Below are 19167 nucleotides of genomic sequence, written 5' to 3'. Positions count from 1 at the left end.
GGGGTCTTCCAAACATCCAACGAGTGATCACGGGGCGGTAATCGAAGCGGCCGCGCCGCTTCGCCGGGCGAGCCGGTTACCCCTCGATGAGCCCTGGGTTTCCGGCATCCGGATAGCTTTTCGCCGTATTCAACACTTTCCATCCTCACCATTCGGAGGACAGAAGAATGCCGAAGACAGTTGACCTTCCCAAGGAGCTCGAAGAGCACCTCGAGAGCTATGTCGCCGCCTTCAACTCGCACGACGCGGAGAACGTCAACTCCCACTACACCGAGGCCGGCATCATCGTGTGGGAGAAGGGCAACCCGGTGAGCGGTGAGGATCGTCACGCCGCCATCAAGGAATTCCTGGCCGCCAATCAGCCGCGCATCGAGACCGATGTCCGTGAGGCGTACGTCACCGGCGACACGGCCCTGCTGGTCGTGGACTGGACGATGGAGATCAACGCGGAGAGCGGCGGGGGCCGCGAGAACCTCCGCGGCGTCGGTCTGGACGTGCTGCGCAAGGTGAACGGTGTGTGGCTGTACGCCGTCGACGACCCGTTCGGCGAGGAGCCCCGCGACTGAACCCGAACGACACAGCGAGGCGCAGGGCCCCGGGCAACTCCCGGGGCCCTGCGCCTCTTTGCTCGTCCGCACACCGCTGAAGAGGCCGGGCTCCCCAGGTGGGGAGCCCGGCCTCGGGTGTCGCCTCGTGTGTCGCGTCGGGGGTTCAGACGGTGATGTCGGCGACCGGGCGGTCGACGGCCATCATCCACTTGCCGTCCTCGACGCGGCGGATCACGTCGGTGCAGGTCCCCTTGATCTGGACCAGCTCGCCGTCCTCGCCGGGCAGACCCAGTTCGAAGTCCACCACGATCAGCGTGACGTCGTCGGCGGTGTAGGAGTGCTTGACGACCGAGTTCAGGGTCGGGCCCTTGGCGAGCAGTTCGATGATGCCCTTGGTGCGCGCCTCGCCGGTCAGCGGGCCTCCCGTGAGGTTGGAGATGGCGTCGTCGCGGTACAGGTTGTCGAAGGCGGCGCCGTCCCCCGAGTTGAAGATCTTCAGGAAGACCTCGTTCTGGACCACCGGGTCATCGGTGAGCTCAAGGCTGTACAGGTCGACGTCGGGAGTCGAGGTGGTCATGAAGGCTCCTCCGTGGGTGATGTGTTGTGTTCGGCTGGTGTGGTGCGGCCGCGTGCCCGCCGGCGCGCGGAGTCTTCAGGCGGCACGCGGTGCGCGGCCGAACGTCCCGTCGAAGAACGTCAGCGCGGGGTCGTCGCTGCCGCGTCGGCAGTCCAGCACTCTGCCGACGAAGATGGTGTGGTCGCCGGAGACATGCGCGTCGATCACGTCGCACTCCAGCCAGGCGAGCGCGCCGGCCAGCAGCGGGGCGCCCGTGTGTTCGCCCGGCGTCCATTCGACGTCGTCGAACTGCGCACGGCCGAGCGTGCGTTTCTTGTCCGCGAAGTGCCGGGCGAGCGGCTCCTGTCGGGCTGCCAGGATGTTCACGCCGAAGTGCCCTCCCCCGGTCATTTCGTCGAACATGACGGCACTGTGGTCGATGGAGACCAGCACGGTCGGCGGAGTGAGCGAAACCGAGCTGAAGGCATTCGCGGTCATGGCGTGGATGTGGTCGCCGCCCACCGTGAGCACGGTGACCCCGGTGGCGAACTGCGACATCACTTCCCGCAAGGAAGCGGCCTCGGCGGACGCGCGCAGCCCCGTCCGCGAGGCTGCGGGTTCGAGCTCTGCGGATGCAGGAGTCATTTCCCCTCTTCGGATTCGGGTGTGACGGCCCCTACGCAACAAAGGGCTGAACGAAAAAGTATCCGCTCGACACTTTCCAGTGCTCAATTGCCAGGTAATCGTGCCCCTTGGACCGGCACCGCGATGGTCGATGACCGTGGCGTTACCACACGTTGGCGCGCATTCAGCGATGTTGGCCGCATGACCGATGCATCGAATGTCTCTGCCGAAGAACCTCAGCTGGCCGAGCCCCACTTGGGGGCCGTCCTGGCCTCCGCGGGCCTCGACGCCGAATATGTCAGGGCCGAGGGGAACATTCTTTATCAACGGGGCGAGGACGGCGGCGAGATCCCCGTGGTGGACTACGCGGGCGGATACGGTTCGCTCCTGCTGGGCCACAACAACCCCGCCATCACCGCGTACGCGAAGGAGTTGCTGGACGCCGGTGTTCCGGTGCACTCCCAGTTCTCGTTGCACCCGGAGGCCGCCGAGCTGGCGCTCGCCCTGAACCGGATCGTACGGCGGGAGACCGGCGACGCGGAGCCGTTCTTCGCCGTGTTCGCCAACACCGGCGCCGAGGCCAACGAGGCCGCCGTCAAGCACGCCGAGATGGACCGGGGCATCCGCCTCGGCGCACTGCTGGAGTCCATCGGCAGCGGTCTCGCCGCGGTCCGCGAGGCCGTACGCGACGGCTCGGCGACGGTGCCCACCGAGGTCTTCACCCGCCTCGGCCTGGGCCCGCACGCCGCCGGTGCGGCCGCGCTGGACGAACTGATCGACCACATCAACGCCCACAACGAGGCCCAGGCCCAGCGCCCGCCGGTCTTCCTGACCCCGGAGGGCTCCTTCCACGGCAAGCTGGTCAGCACGGTGCAGCTCACTCACAACGAGGGCTACCGCACCCCGTTCCGGGCCCTGGCCGCGCAGGCCCGGTTCGTCCCACTGGACCAGCCGGGTGCTCTGCGCAAGATCGTCGACGAGGAGCGCGGCACACTGCTCGGCCTGGTCGTGGAGGACGGTCAGGTCCGGGTGTCCGAGCAGGAATCGCCGGTCATCTGCGCGTTCATTCTGGAGCCCGTCCAGGGTGAAGGAGGCATCCGCGAGCTGTCGCCGGAGTTCGTCCGGGAGATCCAGGAGGTCTGCGCGGAGGTCGGCACACCGGTCATCGTGGACGAGATCCAGAGCGGTATGGGCCGCACCGGTGACTTCCTGGCCGGCACCCGGCTCGGGCTGCGCGGTGACTACTACACCCTCGCCAAGAGCCTCGGCGGTGGCCTCGCCAAGATCTCGGTGCTCCTGGTCCGCGCCTCGCGCTACCAGGGCCAGTTCGAGCTGATCCACAGCTCGACCTTCGCCAAGGACGGCTTCTCCAACCGCATCGCCCTGAAGGTCCTGGAGCTCCTGGAGGCCGACGACGGCGCCGCCTACCGCAGGGCCGCCGAGCTGGGTGACCGGCTGCTGGCCGTGCTGGGCTCCGTGCGCGACGACTTCCCCGAGGTCGTCAAGGACGTGCGGGGCCGCGGCCTGATGCTGGGTCTGGAGTTCCACGACCAGTCCGGCGCCGCGGCTCCCCCGGTCGCCGAGGCCGCCCGGGCGGGCCTGTTCGGCTATCTGGTCGCAGGCCACCTGCTGCGAGCCCACCGGGTCCGTACCTTCCCGACCGCGAGCGCCCCCGGCACCCTGCGCTTCGAGCCGTCCATCCAGCTGTCGGACGACGACATCGCCTGGCTGGAGTCGGCCCTGCGGGACACCTGCGACATCATCCGGGGCGGCTATCAGCGGCCCTTGGCACTGCCCACCCCGTAAGACCATCACGTACGACCACCGCGTAAGACCACCGCGTAAGACCACCGCCGTAAGACCACCGCGTAGGGAGCGAAGCGCGGACGAAGGCCGGTGGCCGGGACGAGAGCGCGTCCCGGCCACCGGCCTTCGCTCACAGCGGCGCCCCCACGCGAGAGCCCTCAGGGTCACGCCGCTGGGCGGGACCCGGCACGCATGCCATGTCCCGCCCAGCGGTTCCTGCCCTCACTCTGCGCGTCACACCCTGGCGGGGCGCCGCGCGGTCAGCCCTGCTTGAACGCCTCCACCAGGCTGGCCAGGCTGTGCGTACCGTGCCCCTGCGCGACGCGACGCTCGATCAGCGCCTGGATGGCGGACGAGAAGTCGCTGTTGATCCCCAGCTGCTTGCTCGTGGCGACCAGGTGCTCGATCGCGGCCTTGTTCACATTGAGGCTGGAGACCTCGGTCTCGAAGGAGGCCGAGTCGATCTCCTGGGCGCTCGGCGGGATCGCCGGGGTGATGACATGCTCGATCCAGGTCAGGGCGAACGGCGTGAAGGCCTCCGCCGAGACCCCGGCCGAGTTGACGAGTGCCACGGCGTGGAAGTATCCCGCGAGGCTCGACCACAGCAGCGACAGCAGACCGAGGTCGTAGACCAGCGGGACACCGGTGTCCTCACCCAGGTACACATTCGTGCCCGCCAGCAGCTTCAGCAGCTCCTCGTGCTCGGCGAACAGCTCCTGGGAACCGGCGTAGAAGATCAGGGCCTGGGGCAGGCCGATCATCTGCGGGACGGCCATGATGGCACCGTCCAGGTACCGCACCCCGTTCTGCTCGGCCCAGCGGGCGCAGGCGCGGGCGTCCTCGGGGGTGCCCGAGGTGAGGTTGACGACGACCTTGCCCTTGAGCTCGTCGGCCGCGCCGGCCAGCAGCTCGTTCAGCACCTCGTAGGTCGAGACACAGGCCACGACGACCGGGCTGGCCGCGATCGCCTTCTTGATGTCCGGGGCGAAGACCGCGCCCTCCGCCACCAGCGCGTCCGCCTTGCTCGCGGAACGGTTCCAGACGGTGGTGGCGTTGCCGTTCTTCACAAAGGCGGTGGCCAGGGCCGCGCCCATCATTCCCAGACCGAGGACGGTCACCGGGCCCTGGTTCGTGTTCGACATTGACTTGCTCCTCATTATTCTTCGTTGAACCAATACGCCGCCGGGGGGCGGAGTCTCACAGGAAAAGGCTGTCGGGATCGAGGCCGAGCAGCGTGCGGCCGTACACCTCGAGGCTCATGTTCGGGGCCATCAGGCCGTGCCGGGCGAGTCCCTGAAGGTCGCGGTAGAAGCGCTGGAAGTGTGCCTTGCGGGAGAGCGAGCCGGCACCGCTGATGGAGTGGAGGGCCTCAAGTGCCCCCTGGGTGAGCAGGATGGCGACGCCGGCCTTGCCGCGTACCTCCGCCTTCTCGTCCAGGGTCGGTTGCTCGCCGGCGTCGGCGCGCTCCTGCAGGACGGTCAGATAGGTCTCGGCGAGCGCCTCGGCGGCCTCGATCTTGCCGTGGGCCAGCGCGATCTGAATCTGGGTCAGCGGGTGCTGCGCCTGGTCGGTCACATTGCTGTACGCGAGCGGCTTGCCCTTGACCGTGGCGACGATGTCCTCGTACGCGGCCCGGGCCATACCGATGTACGCGGCGACGGACTCGGCGACGACGAAGCTGATCAGGCTGTAGTCGCGGCCCCTGGAGCCGTTGACGGCGCCGCCGCCGCTGGTGCCCAGGACGGCTGCCTCGAGTGTGATGACCCGGTGGGCGGGCACGAAGACGTCCGTCGCGGTGGATGTCGAGCTGCCGGTGGCGATGGCGGCCGAGACATGCCAGTCGTCGGCGATCGTGAGCTCCTCCACCGGAACCATGGCGTAGACCTCTTCGACGCTGCCGTCGGCGTGCTCCAGCTCGGCGGCGAGCAGGTCCCAGTGGGCTCCGCGGACACCGGAGTTGAAGCGCCAGGAGCCGTTGAGGCGGTAACCGCCCTCCGTGGCAACGATCTTGGCGGTCGGCGTGAAGCCGCCGGAGATCCGCACCGAGCCGCCCCTGAAGATCTCCTCCTGGGCCTCGAGCGGGTACAGCGTGGCCATCCAGGCGCTGGAGATCCAGGCCACGGCCACCCAGCCGGTGGACCCGCAGCCGCGGGAGATCTCGGTCAGAATCTCGACCTGCTCCTTCAGCGTCAGGTCCAGTCCGCCGAAGCGCTTCGGCACGGCGATACGGAAGGCACCGGCCTTCTCCAGGAGGTCGATGTTCTCCTGGACGATCCAGCGCTGGTCCTCGGACTCAAGGCCGTTCGCACGCAGCGTCGGAACGATGTCCCGTACTGCCTTCAGAATGTTCTCGGCTTCAGTCGACCTGACGGCCATCCCGGCTCCTTGGTGAGTTCGGCGGGGGTGAAAGGCATGGGACGCAGGTCAAGTTTTCGCCGCCCATTGCCATTTCAGGACCCGAACAAATTAACCGAGCGTGGCCATTCCTCGGCCACGAGCGAGTAACCGTCCTCTCATCCCCGTACACCAAGGCCAGGACGCAATTTTGGACTGCCTCACGCAAGTTATCAGAGCCCGGACCGCAGGCACCCACCGCCGGCCCACCGCCCGGTAACCGCCCGATCTCAATCGACTTCTAAACGCGATGGGACGGGCGATTATCGGCCAGTGCCAATCTCGAATCGCTTTCAGCCAAACCGCAACTAAGGTGGTCGACCGTTCAGGTGTCCACGCACCGCTTGATTCCTGGACAACGGACCACGTTGTGTACCAAGGGGACTGGAATGAAGCCCAAGAACAAGACCTTCTTCGGGAGAGCGCTCACCTCGCGCCGCGCGATACTCAAGGCCGGTGCCGCCGCGGGCGCGCTGGGCGCCGCCGGCCTCGCCTCGTCCGGAACCGCTGTCGCGGCCGGGGAGACCGAGGCCGGGCCGCGCAGCTACGACGCGATCGTCATCGGCGGCGGCTTCGCCGGCGTGGCGGCCGCGCGTGAGCTCAAGGCCAGGGGCAAGCGCACGCTGATCCTCGAAGCCCGCGACCGCGTCGGCGGCCGAGCCTGGTCCAGCACCTTCTCGGGGCTGCCGATCGAGTTCGGCGCCACCTGGATCCACCCCAGCCAGACCCTGATCTGGAACGAGGTCCAGCGCCTCGGCATCGCCACGGTGGACGACCCGAACCCCGACTTCACGGTGTTCGCCACGGAGTCCGGCGGCTACGCCCGGCACGATCTGACCTTCCTCGACAACCAGGACGCCCTCCTGCGGAAGTTCGTCGAGGGCGCGCAGGAGTATCTGCCGCGCGCCTACGACCCCTTCTACCGCGAGGACCTGCTGGTCGACCTCGACAAGCTGACCCTCGGCGACCGGGCACGCCAGCTCCGGCTGTCCACGCTGGAACAGAACTGGGTGAGCGCCACCACCGGCGCCTACGGCGGCGGCTTCGAGCGTGGCTCGCTCACCCAGCTCGCCCACTGGTGGGCGCTGTGCGGCTACAACACCGAGACGTTCCACGGCATCAACGTCACCCGTCCGGTCGGCGGCATGAGCGGCGTCATCCGCAAGATGCTCGCCGAGTCCGGCGCCACCGTCGTCTACAAGGCGCCCGTCACCAAGGTCGCCGACACCGGTTCCCGGGTTCAGGTGACCGCGGGCGGTGTCGTGTACGACGCCGCGGCCGTGGTCGTCGCCGTACCGGCCAACGTCTGGAACACCATCAACTTCTCCTCCGGCCTGCCGGCCGAGTTCTCCCGGATGAGCTCGCAGACCGTCGGTGTGCCGACGGCCAAGAAGGTCTTCATCCAGGTCCAGGGCGACATCGGCCGCCCGCTCGTGAACGGCAAGAGCGGCGCGCCGCTCGACCTGGTCCTCGCCCACGCCGACACATCGAGCCAGGGCTCGGTACTCATCGGCTTCAGCGTCAACCCCAATCTGGACGCCAACAGCGTGTCCCAGGTCCAGAGCGCCATCAGTGAGGTGCTCCCGGGCACCAAGGTCCTGTCCGTCAAGGGCCACGACTGGGGCAAGGACGCCTACGCCAAGGGCGGTTGGACCTTCCGGCGCCCCGGTCAGCTCCTCGGTCTGCTGCGCGCCGTCCGCCAGCCGCACGGTCGCCTCGTCTTCGCGGGCAGTGACATCGCTACCGGCTGGGGCGGTTACGTGGACGGCGCCATCGAGACCGGCATCCGCGCCGCCGGTCTCGCCGCCGACCTGACCGTCAGGTACGCCTCTGCGACAAGCTGAACCAAGCCGGTCCACAGCCGGGTGGTCGCGCTCCTTGCGGGCGGCCACCCGGTCGGGGCGGTCAGCCCCACCGGTCCAACGACCAAAATTCAAAAGGAGGTTGCGGTCCACGCAACGACACAGGCCGGTCGACCTTTCCTCACCGATCTCACACCTTACGACACGCTGACACCGCACAGACGGCCGTGATAATGGCTCTGGCTCTTAGTAGCATTGGTCTGTTCCTGGCGTATTTAGGGGGGGAGCCCTGCGCCGACCGTCGACCACTTGCTGAGGAAATATGTGGTTCAGGTTGTTGGGTCCGTTAGAGGTCATAGCAGAAGGGCAGCCGATCACTCTGGGAGGAAGCAAACAGCGAGCGACACTCGGATACCTCCTCCTCCACCCCAACCAGACAGTCCCCATCAGCAAGCTGCTGAAGGCTCTGTGGAGCGTCGAAGAACCTCCCATGACCGCCCGCAAGATCCTGCAGAACTCGATCTGGAGCCTGCGTCGCAAGCTCGTCACCGACGCGGACGCTGACGCGCCGGTCGCCTTACGCACCCAGCCACCCGGCTATTCCCTGGACGTCTCACTCGACCGCATAGATCTGCATCTGTTCCACCGCTGGGTGAAGGAGGGACGTTCCCGGCTGGAGGCCGGTGAACCCGACGCGGCGGCGGCGCTGCTGAATGACGCGCTGGAGCTGTGGCGCGGCCCAGCGCTGGCGGACCTCACCGAAGTCGGGGTGCTGTGGCCCGAGTTGACCACCCTGCAGAACCTGCGGCTGGACGTCCTCGAAGACCTCTTCGAAGCCCAACTCGCCTGCGGGCGGCACTACGCGGTGCTCGGCGAGCTGGAGTCGCTGGTGGAGAGCGAGCCGCTGCGCGAACGGGCCTGCGGCCAGCTCATGCGCGCCCTGTACCGCTGCGGACGCCAGTCGGACGCGCTCGGTGTGTTCAGCCGGCTGCGCACATTGCTCGTCGAGGAACTCGGGCTCGAACCCAGCCGGATGCTCCACCAGCTCCAGCAGGCCATCCTCACCCACGACCCCTCCCTTCACCTCCCGCCCGCCCCGGAAAGACCACACGCCCGCCCGGGAACCGCGGGACCACTGCTGACCACGGCGGAGGCCGTGCTCCTGGCAGTGGCAGAGGCCGCGCCTCAGTCGCACAGCCCCAACGGCGCCCCCGACCACCATTCCCCCGCCTCAACTCCGCCTCCGCCCCTGGGCCCGGCCCCCGATGCGAGCCATGCGGCACATGCCGCCCCGACCGCCGTCCTCACCACCGCCGTCCCGACCACCCCCGTCCCGGCCCCTTCGGTGGCGGAACCCGCGCCTCAGCCGCACAGCCCCAACGGTGCCCCCGACGGCCGGCCCCCGGCCCAGCCCACGTTCCACGCCTCGGACCCCGGTGCGAACCATGTCGCGCACGCGGTCCCCACGGCGGTCGTCGCCGTCCCCGCCCCGGCCCCGGCTCTCCCGGCGACGGGCAACGGCGGTGCCCCCAGCGCCAGTTCCGCAATACGCCGGGCGGCCAGCCTGCTACTCGTGCGAGCCGAACCCGACCCCGCCTCGACCGACCCGGACCAACTCGACACCGTGATGGCCGACGTCGGCACCCTCGTCCACAACGAGATCGAGCGCTGCGGCGGCGTGGTCGTCTTCACGCTGGAGGCGCTCACCCTCGCCCTCTTCCCTGCCGACCCGCACGACACCGACCACCCCCTGCACGCGATCCGCGCCGCCGACGCACTGCACACCGCCCTGACCGCGCCCGCCGGGACGGAGGCCGGCGCCCCCATGGCCGGCCGGACCGAACTGCGCGCGGCCGTTGCCACGGGCGAGGTGCTGGTCAGCCAGGCACTCGGCGGCAGCCTGCCACCGCGGGTGTACGGCGCGACGGTGAAGGAGTCCGAGTCCCTGCTCGCCCTGGCCGGCTCCGGTGACACCCTGGTCTGCGACCGCACCCGCCAGGAAACCGAGGAACACTTCGCATACGAGGAGCTCCCCGGCGCTCCCACCCGCTTCAGGCTGCTGGGAGTGATCGAGCCCGAGCCTTTCGCGGGCGACGCCATGGTGTCCGGCTACGCCCACCAAGGCGAACTCGACCTTCTCCAGAGCGTGATGACCCACAGCAGCCGCTGGTCGCAACCGCATCTGATCACCGTGCTGAGCAGCGCCGCCGAACCCCGCCGCCAGATGCTCCGGCAGTTGGGGGACTTCGCCACCGGGGAACTCGACGGTGCCCAGGTACTGACCTGGAACAGCAAGGACGACACCGAGTCAGGTCCCTTCGGCCTGCACCGGATGATCATCTCCAGGTGCTCCGGCTTGACGAAGTCCGATCCCCCCTGGGCGGTCCGCAGGAAGGTCAGCTCCACCGTCCAGCGCCTGGCCGCCGACAAGAGCTGCGCCAACTGGCTGGTCGCCCGCTGCACTTCACTCTTCGAGTCCTCCAACCGCTCCCCGGAGTGGCTGGGCGCCGAGGAGTGGAGGGATGTCTGGAGGTACTTCCTGGAAGCCGTCGCCCACGACGGCCCGATCGTCCTGATCATCGACGACCTGCACCTCGCGGACCCGACGACCAGAGAGCTCGCCGGTCTCATGGCCAAGCTCCCCGGCCGTATCCCGCTCACCGTCGTCGTCGGCGCCGCCCCGGAGATCGAGCGGCAGGCCGACTGGTCCTCGGACAGACGCTTCGCCACCGCGGTGTTCCTCGACAAGCCGTCCGACTCCGAGCTCGTCTGCTCCTCGGACGAGGTGTGCGTGCCTGGCTGAGGCCCGGCACGGCGCGGCCGGTTGCGGCGGCCCCGGTCCACAGCGCCGTCGCCGGGGACGACGCACCGGCGATCAGCAGACGGGGTGTGCCCGTGCCGTTCGCGGGCAGCGGCGCTCGTATGTCTCCGTGCGTCATGATGATGGACAGGGCTTCAGGGACGCTACGACGCGGGTTGGTCATGGTCGCTGGAGGATGGGTCGGACACCACGGAGGGGCTCGCGTTGGATCGCCTGGAAGGTCACTTCCGCACGCCGACCGGACGAGGTGAGCGTGTGACCGGCCGACCGGCGCCCGCGGTGCTGCCCCCGTTGCTGCGCCCGTGGCTCGGGCTGATCGCGGCCCTCGCCGCGCTGGTGGTCGTCGCGCTCGGGGTCCTGTACGCCGGCCACAGCGAGTCCGGCGCGGTGGACACGTGGATCATCCGGCCGACGGCGGACAGTCTGCGGCCGCCGTGGCGGAACCTCGCTCTGGCACTGGACTTCTTGGGCGAGCCCGCCGGAGCCGCGATGCTGGTCTTGGCCGCCGTGGCGGGCTGCCTGCTGCTTCGGCGTCCTCGCGCGGCGGTGCTCATCGTGGCCGGCGGCGGCCTGACGGTGGGGACGGCGACGCTGCTCAAGCACCTGGTAGGACGCACCATCCACGGCGACGGCAACCTGTCCTACCCGAGCGGGCACACCGCCTTCGTCACCGCGCTCGCCCTCATGGTGGCGCTGCTCGCGACCGGCCGGTTCGGCCTCGGCAGGACGGCCGGCATGTCTCTCGTGCTCGCCGCGGCGCTGGTTGGCGGCGCCGCCATGGGCTGGGCGCAGGTCGGCCTGGGCGCGCACTACCCGACCGACGTCCTCGGCGGCTGGTGCACCGCGCTGGCGGTGATACCGGCGACCGCGTGGCTGGTCGACCGGATGGCCGACCGGTCGGCCGACGCCGGTCGGCGGGAGCGTCGCTGACGTCACGTCACGCCAAGCGTCGGAATACGGGCTTCACCGGCCGCCCGGCCAGCCAGGGGGTGGGGTCGGCGGCGTCCAGGGCCTTCCGGTACACCGCACATGCCTGGGCCACCACGTCGACGGTGTGGTCGATGTCGGCGTCGTCGAGCGCGCTGCTCACCACGAACGACGGGGCCAGCACCCCGCCCGCGAGGAGCCGGCGCAGGAACAGGGTGCGGTACTGCTGCGACGGCTGCCCGTTCTCGTCGAGGGTGGCGAAGACCAGGTTGCTGGCCCGGCCCCGGACGACAAGGTGGTCCCCGACGCCCATACTCGCCGCGGCGTCGCGAACACCGGCGGCCAGCCTCTCGCCGAGGGCGTGCAGCCGCGCCGTGATGCTCTCCTCGACGTAGGTGGTCTGCACGGCCATCGCGGCTGCCAGGGAGTGCGTTTCCGCACCGTGGGTGGTGGACAGCAGGAACACCCGGTCGCCGGAGTGACGCAGCCCGCCCCGCTCCATCAGCTCGCGGCGCCCGGCCAGCGCGGAGACGGCGAACCCGTTGCCCAGCGCCTTGCCGAACGTGGAGAGGTCGGGGACGACGCCGTACAGGCCCTGGGCGCCCGCCTCGGACCAGCGCAAGCCGGTGATCATCTCATCGAAGATCAGTACGCAGCCGTGCCGGTCGGCCAGGTCGCGCAGGCCGGCCAGGTACCCGGGCGGCGGCTCGGTGTGGGTGGCGGGTTCGAGGATCAGGCAGGCGACCTCGTCCTGGTAGCGAGTGAGCATCGCCTCGGTGGCGGCCAGGTCCCCGTAAGGGAACGCCACGGTGAGCTCGTTGGTCGCCTCCGGAATACCGGCGGACATCGGCGTGGTGCCGATGAACCAGTCGTCGACGGAGAAGAACGGATGGTCGCCGCAGATGGCCACCCGCGGGCGCCCGGTGACGGCGCGGGCGAGTCGCACCGCGGCGGTGGTGACGTCGGAGCCGTTCTTCGCGAACTTCACCATCTCGGCGGTCGGCACCGTGGCCAGGAAGCGTTCCGCGGCCTCGACCTCCACGATGGACGGCCGGACGAAGTTGCTGCCGCGGTCGAGTTCTCGCCGCACCGCCTCGATCACCCGTGGGTGGGCGTGGCCGAGACTGACCGATCGCAGGCCGGACCCGTACTCGATGTAGCGGTTGCCGTCGATGTCCCACACGTGGGCACCGCGGCCGTGGCTGATGACCGGGGCCAGGTTCTCGGGGTACTGGTCGTCGCCCTTGGCGTAGGTGTGCGCGCCCCCGGGGATCATGGCGTGCAGCCGTGCGTTCGCCTGCCGCGACCGGGGCAGGCCGAGCTCTTCGGTGTCTTCGGTGGCCACGCCGACCTCAACTCTCGATTTGCTGGAGGACCTTGGCGAGGCTCGGCGCCTCCCGGTCCCGCTGGGACATCGATGTGACCGGCAGCGGCCAGGGAATGGCGAGCTCCGGGTCGTCGAAGGCGATCGTCACGTCCTCGCAGGGATCGTGCGGGCGGTCGATCCGGTACGAGGTGTCGGCGGTGTCGGTCAGCGCCTGGAAGCCGTGCGCGCACCCCGCCGGGATGTACAGGGTCACCTGCGTCTCGCCGGACAGCTCGAAGGAGGCCACGTTGCGGTACGTCGGCGAGTCCGTCCGCAGGTCCACGACGACGTCGAAGATCCTCCCGTACGAGCAGCGCACCAGCTTGGCCTCGCCGGCGCCGGAGCGCAGATGCAGGCCGCGCAGCACACCCCGGACCGAGCGGGACACGCTGTCCTGCACGAAGGCGTGCGGGTCGAGGCCCACCGAGCGGACCACGTCGGCATCGAAGGTGCGGGAGAAGAAGCCGCGTTCGTCGGCGTACGGCGTCGGCTCGAACAGGTACGCGCCGGCGATCTCCGGGACTTCGGTCGCCTTCATGAAGCCTCCCGCGTGGCATGGGCGTGAACAGGGACTGTCGCCGGGAACAGGGCCGCGGTCAAAGCGGTGAACTGGCCCTCGAGTTGCCGGGCGGCGATCAGGTTCTTCTCGGCGAGGGTCTGCCGCAGCTCCGCCGATCCCTGCTCCAGCGCGCGGAACTGTTCGAGAAGTCGGCCCGCGTCGACCTCGCGGGCCGGGTGGCAGTACGCGCCAAGACCCATCCGGTCCATGAGCGCGTCGCTCTTCGCCGCATAGCTGAGTGCGAGCGTCGGCGTGCCGGCTTTCAGCGCGCAGATCAGGTTGTGGTACCGGGTCGCCACCACGGTGTCGGCGGCCGCCGTCTCCTTCATCAGGTCGGCAAGCGAGGCCGCGTCGGCGGCGGTGACCAGCGGTGAGTCCACCGCGTCGAGGATCGCGGCGACCACCGACGCATCGCAGTCGTCGCCGGTGAGCAGCCGGACCGGCCTGCCCTCCTCGACCAGCGTGCGGACGAACCGGATCGTCCCGTCGAGGTAGCGCCGGTATATCTCTTCGGCCCGGCCGCGGTCGTCGTTGCCGCCGTGGAAGTCCATGACACCGACGCAGACCGGGCCCGGCGAGAGTGAGAGCTTGTCGGGTCCGCTCGCCCGCGGCGTCGGCAGGGCGAACGCGAGGTCCGGGTAGACCTCGTCGCGCGCGGTGTCCACGCCCATCGCCCGCATCGCGTCGCGGGACTGGGCGTCCCGGTACGACCGGTACGCGGCCAGCCGCGCCGACCAGCGCACCAGGGCCCGGGTCGGCCGGTTGCGGATCTCGGCGGCGCCGACGCCGACCAGCGCGACCCGGGTGCGCAGCAGCCGGCCGCTCGCGCAGAGCAGGAACAGTGAGTACGGGAAGCCCCACGGGCGCAGCGGCAGCGTGGCCTCCAGGACGCCCATGCCCGGCACGATCACCACATCGTGCCGGCGCACCCAGGCGGCGGTGCGGAAGACGTCGACGAGTTTGCCGAGACCCTTCGCCGCGACCGCGCCCGCACGTGACGCGGTCCGGTACTCCGCACGGTTCCAGTGCAGCCGTGTGGCGGGGATCCCGAACCGGGTCGTCACGGCCTCGGGCCCGCCGCACAGTGCGTCCACGACCGCCTCCGGATGTTCGGTGCGGAGGTAGCCGAGGACGGCCTCGAGCGACCCGTCGTTGCCGAGGTTGCCGGAGCCGAGCAGGCCGAACACCCCTACCCGCACCCGAGTTTCGTCCGCGGACGTCATGCCCGCCTCCCCTCACGGCCGGCGACGAGGGCGTCGACGGAGACCGTGAGCAGGGCCGGGTCGACCGGGGCGCGGTCCTCGACCCGCTCGCCGGCGCCCGGCCGGACCCGGCTGGTCATCCAGGCGGCCAGGTGGCGGAAGCACGCGCGCCGGTCGGCCGGGGACAACGGCGCCCGCCGGATCGCCGAGGCGAAGCCCCAGACGTACTCGATGAGCAGCCGGGGCGTCGGGTGCAGCGGGCCTGCCCGGCGCGGGTCCAGGTTGACGCACCGGGAGCGCTTGGAAGGGTTCGCCCGCTCGGCGCGGGTGGGGTGGTCGCGGCGGAAGTACAAGAGCTCCGGCACCTGGTGGAAGGGCCCGTGCAGGACGATCTCGGCGACGAACGTGCGGTCCGCGTGGTGGTAGCTGTCGTGCGGCTTCACCCGGCGCAGCACGTCGGCCCGCATCACCCCGTAGAAGTCGTCGCCACCGGGCTCGAACAGGAAACTGCGGAAGCGCTCCGGCGCGTGCGGCGAGTCGGTGGCGAGCCCGTACTCGTAGGGGACCGTCACCTGGCCGTCGCCGTCGATGACCGCCTGGCCGGAGTGCGCGAGGATCACGTCCGGCCGCTCGTCCAGCGCCGATACGCAGCGCCGCAGCAGGTCCCGGGCGTACAGGTCGTCGTGCGAGGCCCACTTGAACAGCTCGCCGCGGCACTCGGTGAACACGTAGTTGTGGTTCGGTGCGGCGCCGATGTTCCGGGGCAGCCGGAGGTACCGGATGCGCGAGTCCTTCGCGGCGTACCGGCGGCAGATGTCCTGGGTCCCGTCGGTCGAGGCGTTGTCGGAGACGACCAGCTCGAAGTCCTCGTAGGTCTGGCCGAGCAGGGCGTCGAGCGACTCGGCCAGGTACTCCTCGCCGTTGTACACGGGCAGGCCGATGCTCAGCCTGGGTCGGGCGGTCATGAGGTCCTCACTTCGGGGATGGGGTTGAGGTGGTGCTCGCGCAGGGCGGACCGCAGCTGCAGCCACCACACGGCTGAGCCGCTGACGGTCGCGGCGGCGACGCCCCAGGCCGAGCCGACCGTGCCGGCGACGACCGCCCCGCCGAGCCCGCCGCCGACGTAACAGGCGGAGGCGAACAGCTGGCAGCGCAGGCTGCGCCGGGCCGCGCCGAGCGCGCGCAGCCCGGCCGCCGCGCCGGTGCCGAGGCCCGCGCCCGCGACACCGATGGTGACCGGCACGATGAGCTCCGCGGCGGAGTGCCAGACGCCGCCGAGCACCAGCTCGCCGAGCCGGTCCGGCATCAGCAGCAGCGCCCCGCCCCAGAGCAGCGCGGCAGCGGCCTGCCCGCCGCCGAGGAGGAGGCAGAACCTGCCCAGTTGATGCGGGGCCCGCCGCAGCACCCGTGCCGCCTCCGGGACGGTGACCAGAGACAGCCCCATCAGCACGGCGAGGAACGGGCCGAGCAGGAGCTCGGTGCCCCGCACGGCACCCACCGCGCCGACCCCGACGATCGCGCCGAGCCCGTACGCCCGCAGCTGGCCGGCGCCGCTGAGGCTGACGTTCTCGACCAGGTATCGGTAGCCGAGATCGCGCTGCTCGCGAAGCCACCCGTACGCCAAGGTCATCCGGGGCCGGATGCCGGACTGGAGGTAGCCGTACCCCGCCGCCACGGTGGCCGACGTGCCCCAGGCGAGCACGAAAGCGGCCACGCTGCCCACACGGGCCGCCACCACCATGGCCGGGACGAGCGCGACACCCCACACGACGTCGTTGACGAACGCCTTTTGCCCGGTGCCGGCGGCGAAGAACGAGAACCGCCAGGCGTCCTGGAGCAGGAGCCCCGGCAACATGACACCAAGGGCGGCGAACGCGGGCCCCACGCGGCCGCCGAGGCCGAGCCCCGCCACCAGACACGCCGCGCCGAGGGCCGCACCGACGCCGAGTGCGGTGCCCGTCGACCGGGCCACCGCCCGGCGCCAGGACGTGTCCGGAACGCCGCTGAAGCGCACCACGAGTGGATCGGTGGCCAGCCCGCGGGAGACGTTGAGCACCACGCCGTAGGTCACCCAGGCCAGGCTGAACACACCGAACGCGGTCACCCCCAGCGAGCGGGCCACGTAGATGCCCACCACGAAGTTGCTGATGCTCGAGGCCGCCTGGTCGGCCAGTCCCCAGGACAGCCGGCCGAGGAGGGCCCGCTTGCCGGATCCGGCCGGTGGCGCCGTTGTCTGCGGATTCTCCCTCTCGGTGGTCATCGGCGTCATGCCTTGATGAGCCCGGCGCCGCGCAGCGCACCGGCCGCGTCGGCGACGGTGTCGAACGGGAGCCCGGACCGCTCGGCGACGTCCAGCAGACTGTGCTCGCCGTCGGAGAGGTTGAGCACCCAGAGCATGGCCATCTGGGCCTGCTTGGTGTCGCTGCGGCCGCCGAGCGCGTCGTACAACCCGCGCCGGCCCAGCTGTGGTTCGCCGTAGGGACTGAGGTTGACGTACCGCCGGTTGCGGTCGAGGACGGCGAACGCCTCACTGCAGACGGCGAGCGTGTCCGCCATCGCCGCCGGTGAGACGAAGTCCAGGTTGTCCGCCGAGGTGTGGTACTCGGGGTACCCGGCGTACGGGGTCCGGGTGAGCGAGCCCACGCCGAGATCGAACCCGGGCGAGCAGTACTGCCGCTCGTCGTAGCCGTACGGAGTGAACTCGGTGACGTGGTGCGGGCGTTCGGAGGCGGCAAGGACGTGCCGCATCACCCGGTCGATCTCCGCGTCGCCTCGCCGGCTCTGCTTGTACGTCAACCGGCCCGGGTCCCCGGCGCAGGCCAGCACCAGGCCGTGCTTGACCCGTTCCACCCGCTCCGCGTTGCGGGCGAGCCAGGTGATCGCCCCGATGGTGCCGGGTGCGTAGATGAACCGGTAGGTGTAGTACGGCGTCTGCTCCGCGAGCGCCCGGGCGAGGAACGTCGCCACCGCGATGCCGGCCAGGTTGTCGTTGGCCAGCGACGGATGGCAGACGTGGCAGGAGACGATCACCTCGTCGGGGACCTCCCCGGGGACCACGTGCTCGGCGTAGGTGAGGTGCCCGTCGGCGAGTGTGGAGTCGATGCACACCTCGTACTCGCCGTCCGGCAGCGCGTCCAAGGTCTCCTGGGCCAGGCAGAACCCCCAGTCCGGCTTGTAGTAACTCGTGCGGTACGGCACCCATGCCGGGTGGTCCGGCAGGGTGTGCAGGTGTCCGCGCAGCTCGGCCAGGGGCATGGTCGCCGAGACCGGCACGCTGTAGCCGAGCACGTGCAGGCTGGACGCGGCGAAGTCGACGACCCTGTGGCCGGCGCTGTCGGCGATGTACGCGTCGCGGATGTTCCACTCCTGCGGCACCGTCCAGTCGAGCACTTGCGTCCCGGTCGGCACCTCGTGCACCTGCAGCGGGACGTACTCGCCGACGATCTCCAGGGTGGCACGCACACCGTCGCCGGTGATGCTCCGGCACAGCGGGTACAGCCGCTCCACCAGGGCGTACATCTCTTCGCCGGCGTTGGTCATCGGCGCCACCGCAGGGTGTCGTCGACGGCGCCGGCCTCGGACGCCGCGCGCAGCACGGCGAGCCGGGTGAAGCGTCGCTCGAAGTCCTCCCGGGTCAGCCCGAACTTCCGGTAGGCGTCGGCGAGTTCGAGTGCACCTCGCTTCACCGTCCACTCGCAGTCGAAGCCGGGGATCGCGGCGCGGAACCGGGAGAAGTCCACCCGGTACGACCGCGGATCGGCGCCGGTCTCCCCGGTGATCACCACCTTGGAGTCGGACACCGCCTCGGCGACCTGCTCGGCGATCTCGGCGACCGTGACGTTGTTGATCTCGCTGCCGATGTTGAACGCCCGGTCGTGTACCGCTTCGCGCGGCGCGGTCAGTGCGGCCGTGAAGGCCCGGGCGATGTCCGCGGCGTGCACCAGCGGGCGCCAGGGGGTGCCGTCGGAGAGCACCAGGACCTCGCCGGACAGGAGCGCGTGGCCCACCAGGTTGTTCAGCACGATGTCGGCGCGCAGCCGGGGTGAGTAGCCGAAGGCGGTGGCGTTGCGCATGAACACCGGGGTGAAGTCGCCGTCGGCCAGGGCGTGCAGGTCGTCCTCCACCCGCACCTTGGACTCCGCGTACGGCGTCACCGGGCGCAGCGGGGCGTCCTCGGTCACCAGCTCGTCACCGCCTGCGGCGCCGTAGACCGAGCAGGTGGACGCGTACAGGAAGCGCCGCACTCCGGCGTCGCGGGCCAGTCGGGCGAGGCGGACGGACGCGTGGTGGTTGATGTCGTAGGTGAGCTCCGGTGCCAGCGATCCCAGCGGGTCGTTGGACAGGGCGGCCAGGTGGATCACGGCGTCCACCCCGGCCACGTGTTCGGCCGTGACGTCGCGCAGGTCCACCCGCTGCCCCGGCGGGTCGGCGGGAGCCGGGCCAAGGACGCAGTCGGCGAACAGGCCGGCGTCCAGGCCGACGACCTCGTGCCCGGCGGCCGCGAGGACCGGGGCCATCACGGTGCCCAGGTAGCCCTGGTGTCCGGTCAGTAGTACGCGCAC

16 protein-coding genes are annotated in these 19167 nt (G+C 70.2%); 5 read left to right on the top strand and 11 right to left on the bottom strand.

Annotated elements, in window-relative coordinates; genetic code table 11:
* The first annotated feature begins 167 nt into the window (after positions 1 to 167).
* Positions 168 to 566: a YybH family protein gene (locus tag F7R91_RS21505; protein ID WP_150950713.1), complete on the top strand. Its 399-nt coding sequence runs from the start codon at positions 168 to 170 to the stop codon at positions 564 to 566.
* A gap of 145 nt (positions 567 to 711) precedes the next feature.
* On the opposite strand, the gene F7R91_RS21500 is transcribed toward F7R91_RS21505, so the two are convergent.
* Positions 712 to 1125, bottom strand: coding sequence for a YybH family protein (locus F7R91_RS21500; RefSeq protein WP_150950712.1), 414 nt, complete (start codon positions 1123 to 1125; stop codon positions 712 to 714).
* 75 nt (positions 1126 to 1200) lie between these two features.
* Entirely contained in the window at positions 1201 to 1749 is a 549-nt protein-coding gene (locus F7R91_RS21495) for a flavin reductase family protein (RefSeq protein ID WP_191971579.1), read from the bottom strand.
* A 180-nt stretch (positions 1750 to 1929) separates the two neighbouring features.
* Between F7R91_RS21495 and F7R91_RS21490 the strand changes: the two genes are divergently transcribed.
* Entirely contained in the window at positions 1930 to 3534 is a 1605-nt protein-coding gene (locus F7R91_RS21490; RefSeq protein WP_150950711.1) for an aspartate aminotransferase family protein, read from the top strand.
* Positions 3535 to 3794: 260 nt separating this feature from the next.
* Here the strand turns inward: F7R91_RS21490 and F7R91_RS21485 are convergent, their stop codons facing one another.
* Both F7R91_RS21485 and F7R91_RS21480 read right to left on the bottom strand, forming a co-directional pair.
* Complete coding sequence (locus F7R91_RS21485; protein ID WP_150950710.1) at positions 3795 to 4676, bottom strand: NAD(P)-dependent oxidoreductase; 882 nt, start codon at positions 4674 to 4676, stop codon at positions 3795 to 3797.
* A 55-nt stretch (positions 4677 to 4731) separates the two neighbouring features.
* Complete coding sequence (locus F7R91_RS21480; protein ID WP_150950709.1) at positions 4732 to 5910, bottom strand: acyl-CoA dehydrogenase family protein; 1179 nt, start codon at positions 5908 to 5910, stop codon at positions 4732 to 4734.
* Positions 5911 to 6317: 407 nt separating this feature from the next.
* On the opposite strand from F7R91_RS21480, the gene F7R91_RS21475 reads away from it, so the two are divergent.
* The 3 genes from F7R91_RS21475 to F7R91_RS21465 all read left to right on the top strand — a co-directional run bounded on the left by F7R91_RS21475 (position 6318) and on the right by F7R91_RS21465 (position 11481).
* Positions 6318 to 7772: a flavin monoamine oxidase family protein gene (locus F7R91_RS21475; RefSeq protein ID WP_150950708.1), complete on the top strand. Its 1455-nt coding sequence runs from the start codon at positions 6318 to 6320 to the stop codon at positions 7770 to 7772.
* Positions 7773 to 8220: 448 nt separating this feature from the next.
* Entirely contained in the window at positions 8221 to 10533 is a 2313-nt protein-coding gene (locus F7R91_RS42850) for a BTAD domain-containing putative transcriptional regulator (RefSeq protein WP_225320727.1), read from the top strand.
* Positions 10534 to 10806: 273 nt separating this feature from the next.
* On the top strand, positions 10807 to 11481 hold the full coding sequence (locus F7R91_RS21465) for a phosphatase PAP2 family protein (protein ID WP_150950707.1): 675 nt from the start codon (positions 10807 to 10809) through the stop codon (positions 11479 to 11481).
* 7 nt (positions 11482 to 11488) lie between these two features.
* Here F7R91_RS21465 and F7R91_RS21460 read toward each other — a convergent pair whose 3' ends face one another.
* From F7R91_RS21460 to F7R91_RS21430, 7 genes are read right to left on the bottom strand one after another with little or no spacing between them, the layout of a single operon-like run.
* Positions 11489 to 12823 (bottom strand): glutamate-1-semialdehyde 2,1-aminomutase, encoded by a 1335-nt coding sequence (locus F7R91_RS21460; protein ID WP_150950706.1) that lies wholly within the window; start codon positions 12821 to 12823, stop codon positions 11489 to 11491.
* A 7-nt stretch (positions 12824 to 12830) separates the two neighbouring features.
* Positions 12831 to 13382, bottom strand: a complete 552-nt coding sequence (rfbC, locus tag F7R91_RS21455; protein ID WP_150950705.1) for a dTDP-4-dehydrorhamnose 3,5-epimerase — start codon at positions 13380 to 13382, stop codon at positions 12831 to 12833.
* On the bottom strand, positions 13379 to 14626 hold the full coding sequence (locus tag F7R91_RS21450) for a polysaccharide pyruvyl transferase family protein (protein ID WP_150950704.1): 1248 nt from the start codon (positions 14624 to 14626) through the stop codon (positions 13379 to 13381). Before F7R91_RS21450 ends, rfbC begins: the two co-directional genes overlap by 4 nt.
* Positions 14623 to 15570, bottom strand: coding sequence for a glycosyltransferase family 2 protein (locus tag F7R91_RS21445; protein ID WP_150950703.1), 948 nt, complete (start codon positions 15568 to 15570; stop codon positions 14623 to 14625). The genes F7R91_RS21450 and F7R91_RS21445 overlap by 4 nt, the downstream gene beginning before the upstream one ends.
* Positions 15567 to 16865, bottom strand: coding sequence for an MATE family efflux transporter (locus F7R91_RS21440; RefSeq protein WP_150950702.1), 1299 nt, complete (start codon positions 16863 to 16865; stop codon positions 15567 to 15569). Before F7R91_RS21440 ends, F7R91_RS21445 begins: the two co-directional genes overlap by 4 nt.
* Before the next feature lie 5 nt (positions 16866 to 16870).
* Positions 16871 to 18154, bottom strand: a complete 1284-nt coding sequence (locus F7R91_RS21435; RefSeq protein WP_150950701.1) for a DUF4910 domain-containing protein — start codon at positions 18152 to 18154, stop codon at positions 16871 to 16873.
* On the bottom strand, positions 18142 to 19167 hold the full coding sequence (locus F7R91_RS21430) for an NAD-dependent epimerase/dehydratase family protein (protein ID WP_150950700.1): 1026 nt from the start codon (positions 19165 to 19167) through the stop codon (positions 18142 to 18144). Before F7R91_RS21430 ends, F7R91_RS21435 begins: the two co-directional genes overlap by 13 nt.

Source organism: Streptomyces luteolifulvus (assembly GCF_008806595.1).
GTDB classification, from domain to species: domain Bacteria; phylum Actinomycetota; class Actinomycetes; order Streptomycetales; family Streptomycetaceae; genus Streptomyces; species Streptomyces luteolifulvus.
This window is presented reverse-complemented; position numbering and strand designations above follow the sequence as displayed.

Bases quoted from the DNA above. Each gene is read 5' to 3' on its own strand.
- F7R91_RS21480 (WP_150950709.1), bottom strand. From the start codon at position 5,910: ATGGCCGTCAGGTCGACTGAAGCCGAGAACATTCTGAAGGCAGTACGG.
- F7R91_RS21445 (WP_150950703.1), bottom strand. From the start codon at position 15,570: ATGACCGCCCGACCCAGGCTGAGCATCGGCCTGCCCGTGTACAACGGC.
- F7R91_RS21475 (WP_150950708.1), top strand. From the start codon at position 6,318: ATGAAGCCCAAGAACAAGACCTTCTTCGGGAGAGCGCTCACCTCGCGC.
- F7R91_RS21490 (WP_150950711.1), top strand. From the start codon at position 1,930: ATGACCGATGCATCGAATGTCTCTGCCGAAGAACCTCAGCTGGCCGAG.
- F7R91_RS21505 (WP_150950713.1), top strand. From the start codon at position 168: ATGCCGAAGACAGTTGACCTTCCCAAGGAGCTCGAAGAGCACCTCGAG.
- F7R91_RS21440 (WP_150950702.1), bottom strand. From the start codon at position 16,865: ATGACCACCGAGAGGGAGAATCCGCAGACAACGGCGCCACCGGCCGGA.
- F7R91_RS21495 (WP_191971579.1), bottom strand. From the start codon at position 1,749: ATGACTCCTGCATCCGCAGAGCTCGAACCCGCAGCCTCGCGGACGGGG.
- rfbC (WP_150950705.1), bottom strand. From the start codon at position 13,382: ATGAAGGCGACCGAAGTCCCGGAGATCGCCGGCGCGTACCTGTTCGAG.
- F7R91_RS21485 (WP_150950710.1), bottom strand. From the start codon at position 4,676: ATGTCGAACACGAACCAGGGCCCGGTGACCGTCCTCGGTCTGGGAATG.
- F7R91_RS42850 (WP_225320727.1), top strand. From the start codon at position 8,221: ATGACCGCCCGCAAGATCCTGCAGAACTCGATCTGGAGCCTGCGTCGC.
- F7R91_RS21450 (WP_150950704.1), bottom strand. From the start codon at position 14,626: ATGACGTCCGCGGACGAAACTCGGGTGCGGGTAGGGGTGTTCGGCCTG.
- F7R91_RS21500 (WP_150950712.1), bottom strand. From the start codon at position 1,125: ATGACCACCTCGACTCCCGACGTCGACCTGTACAGCCTTGAGCTCACC.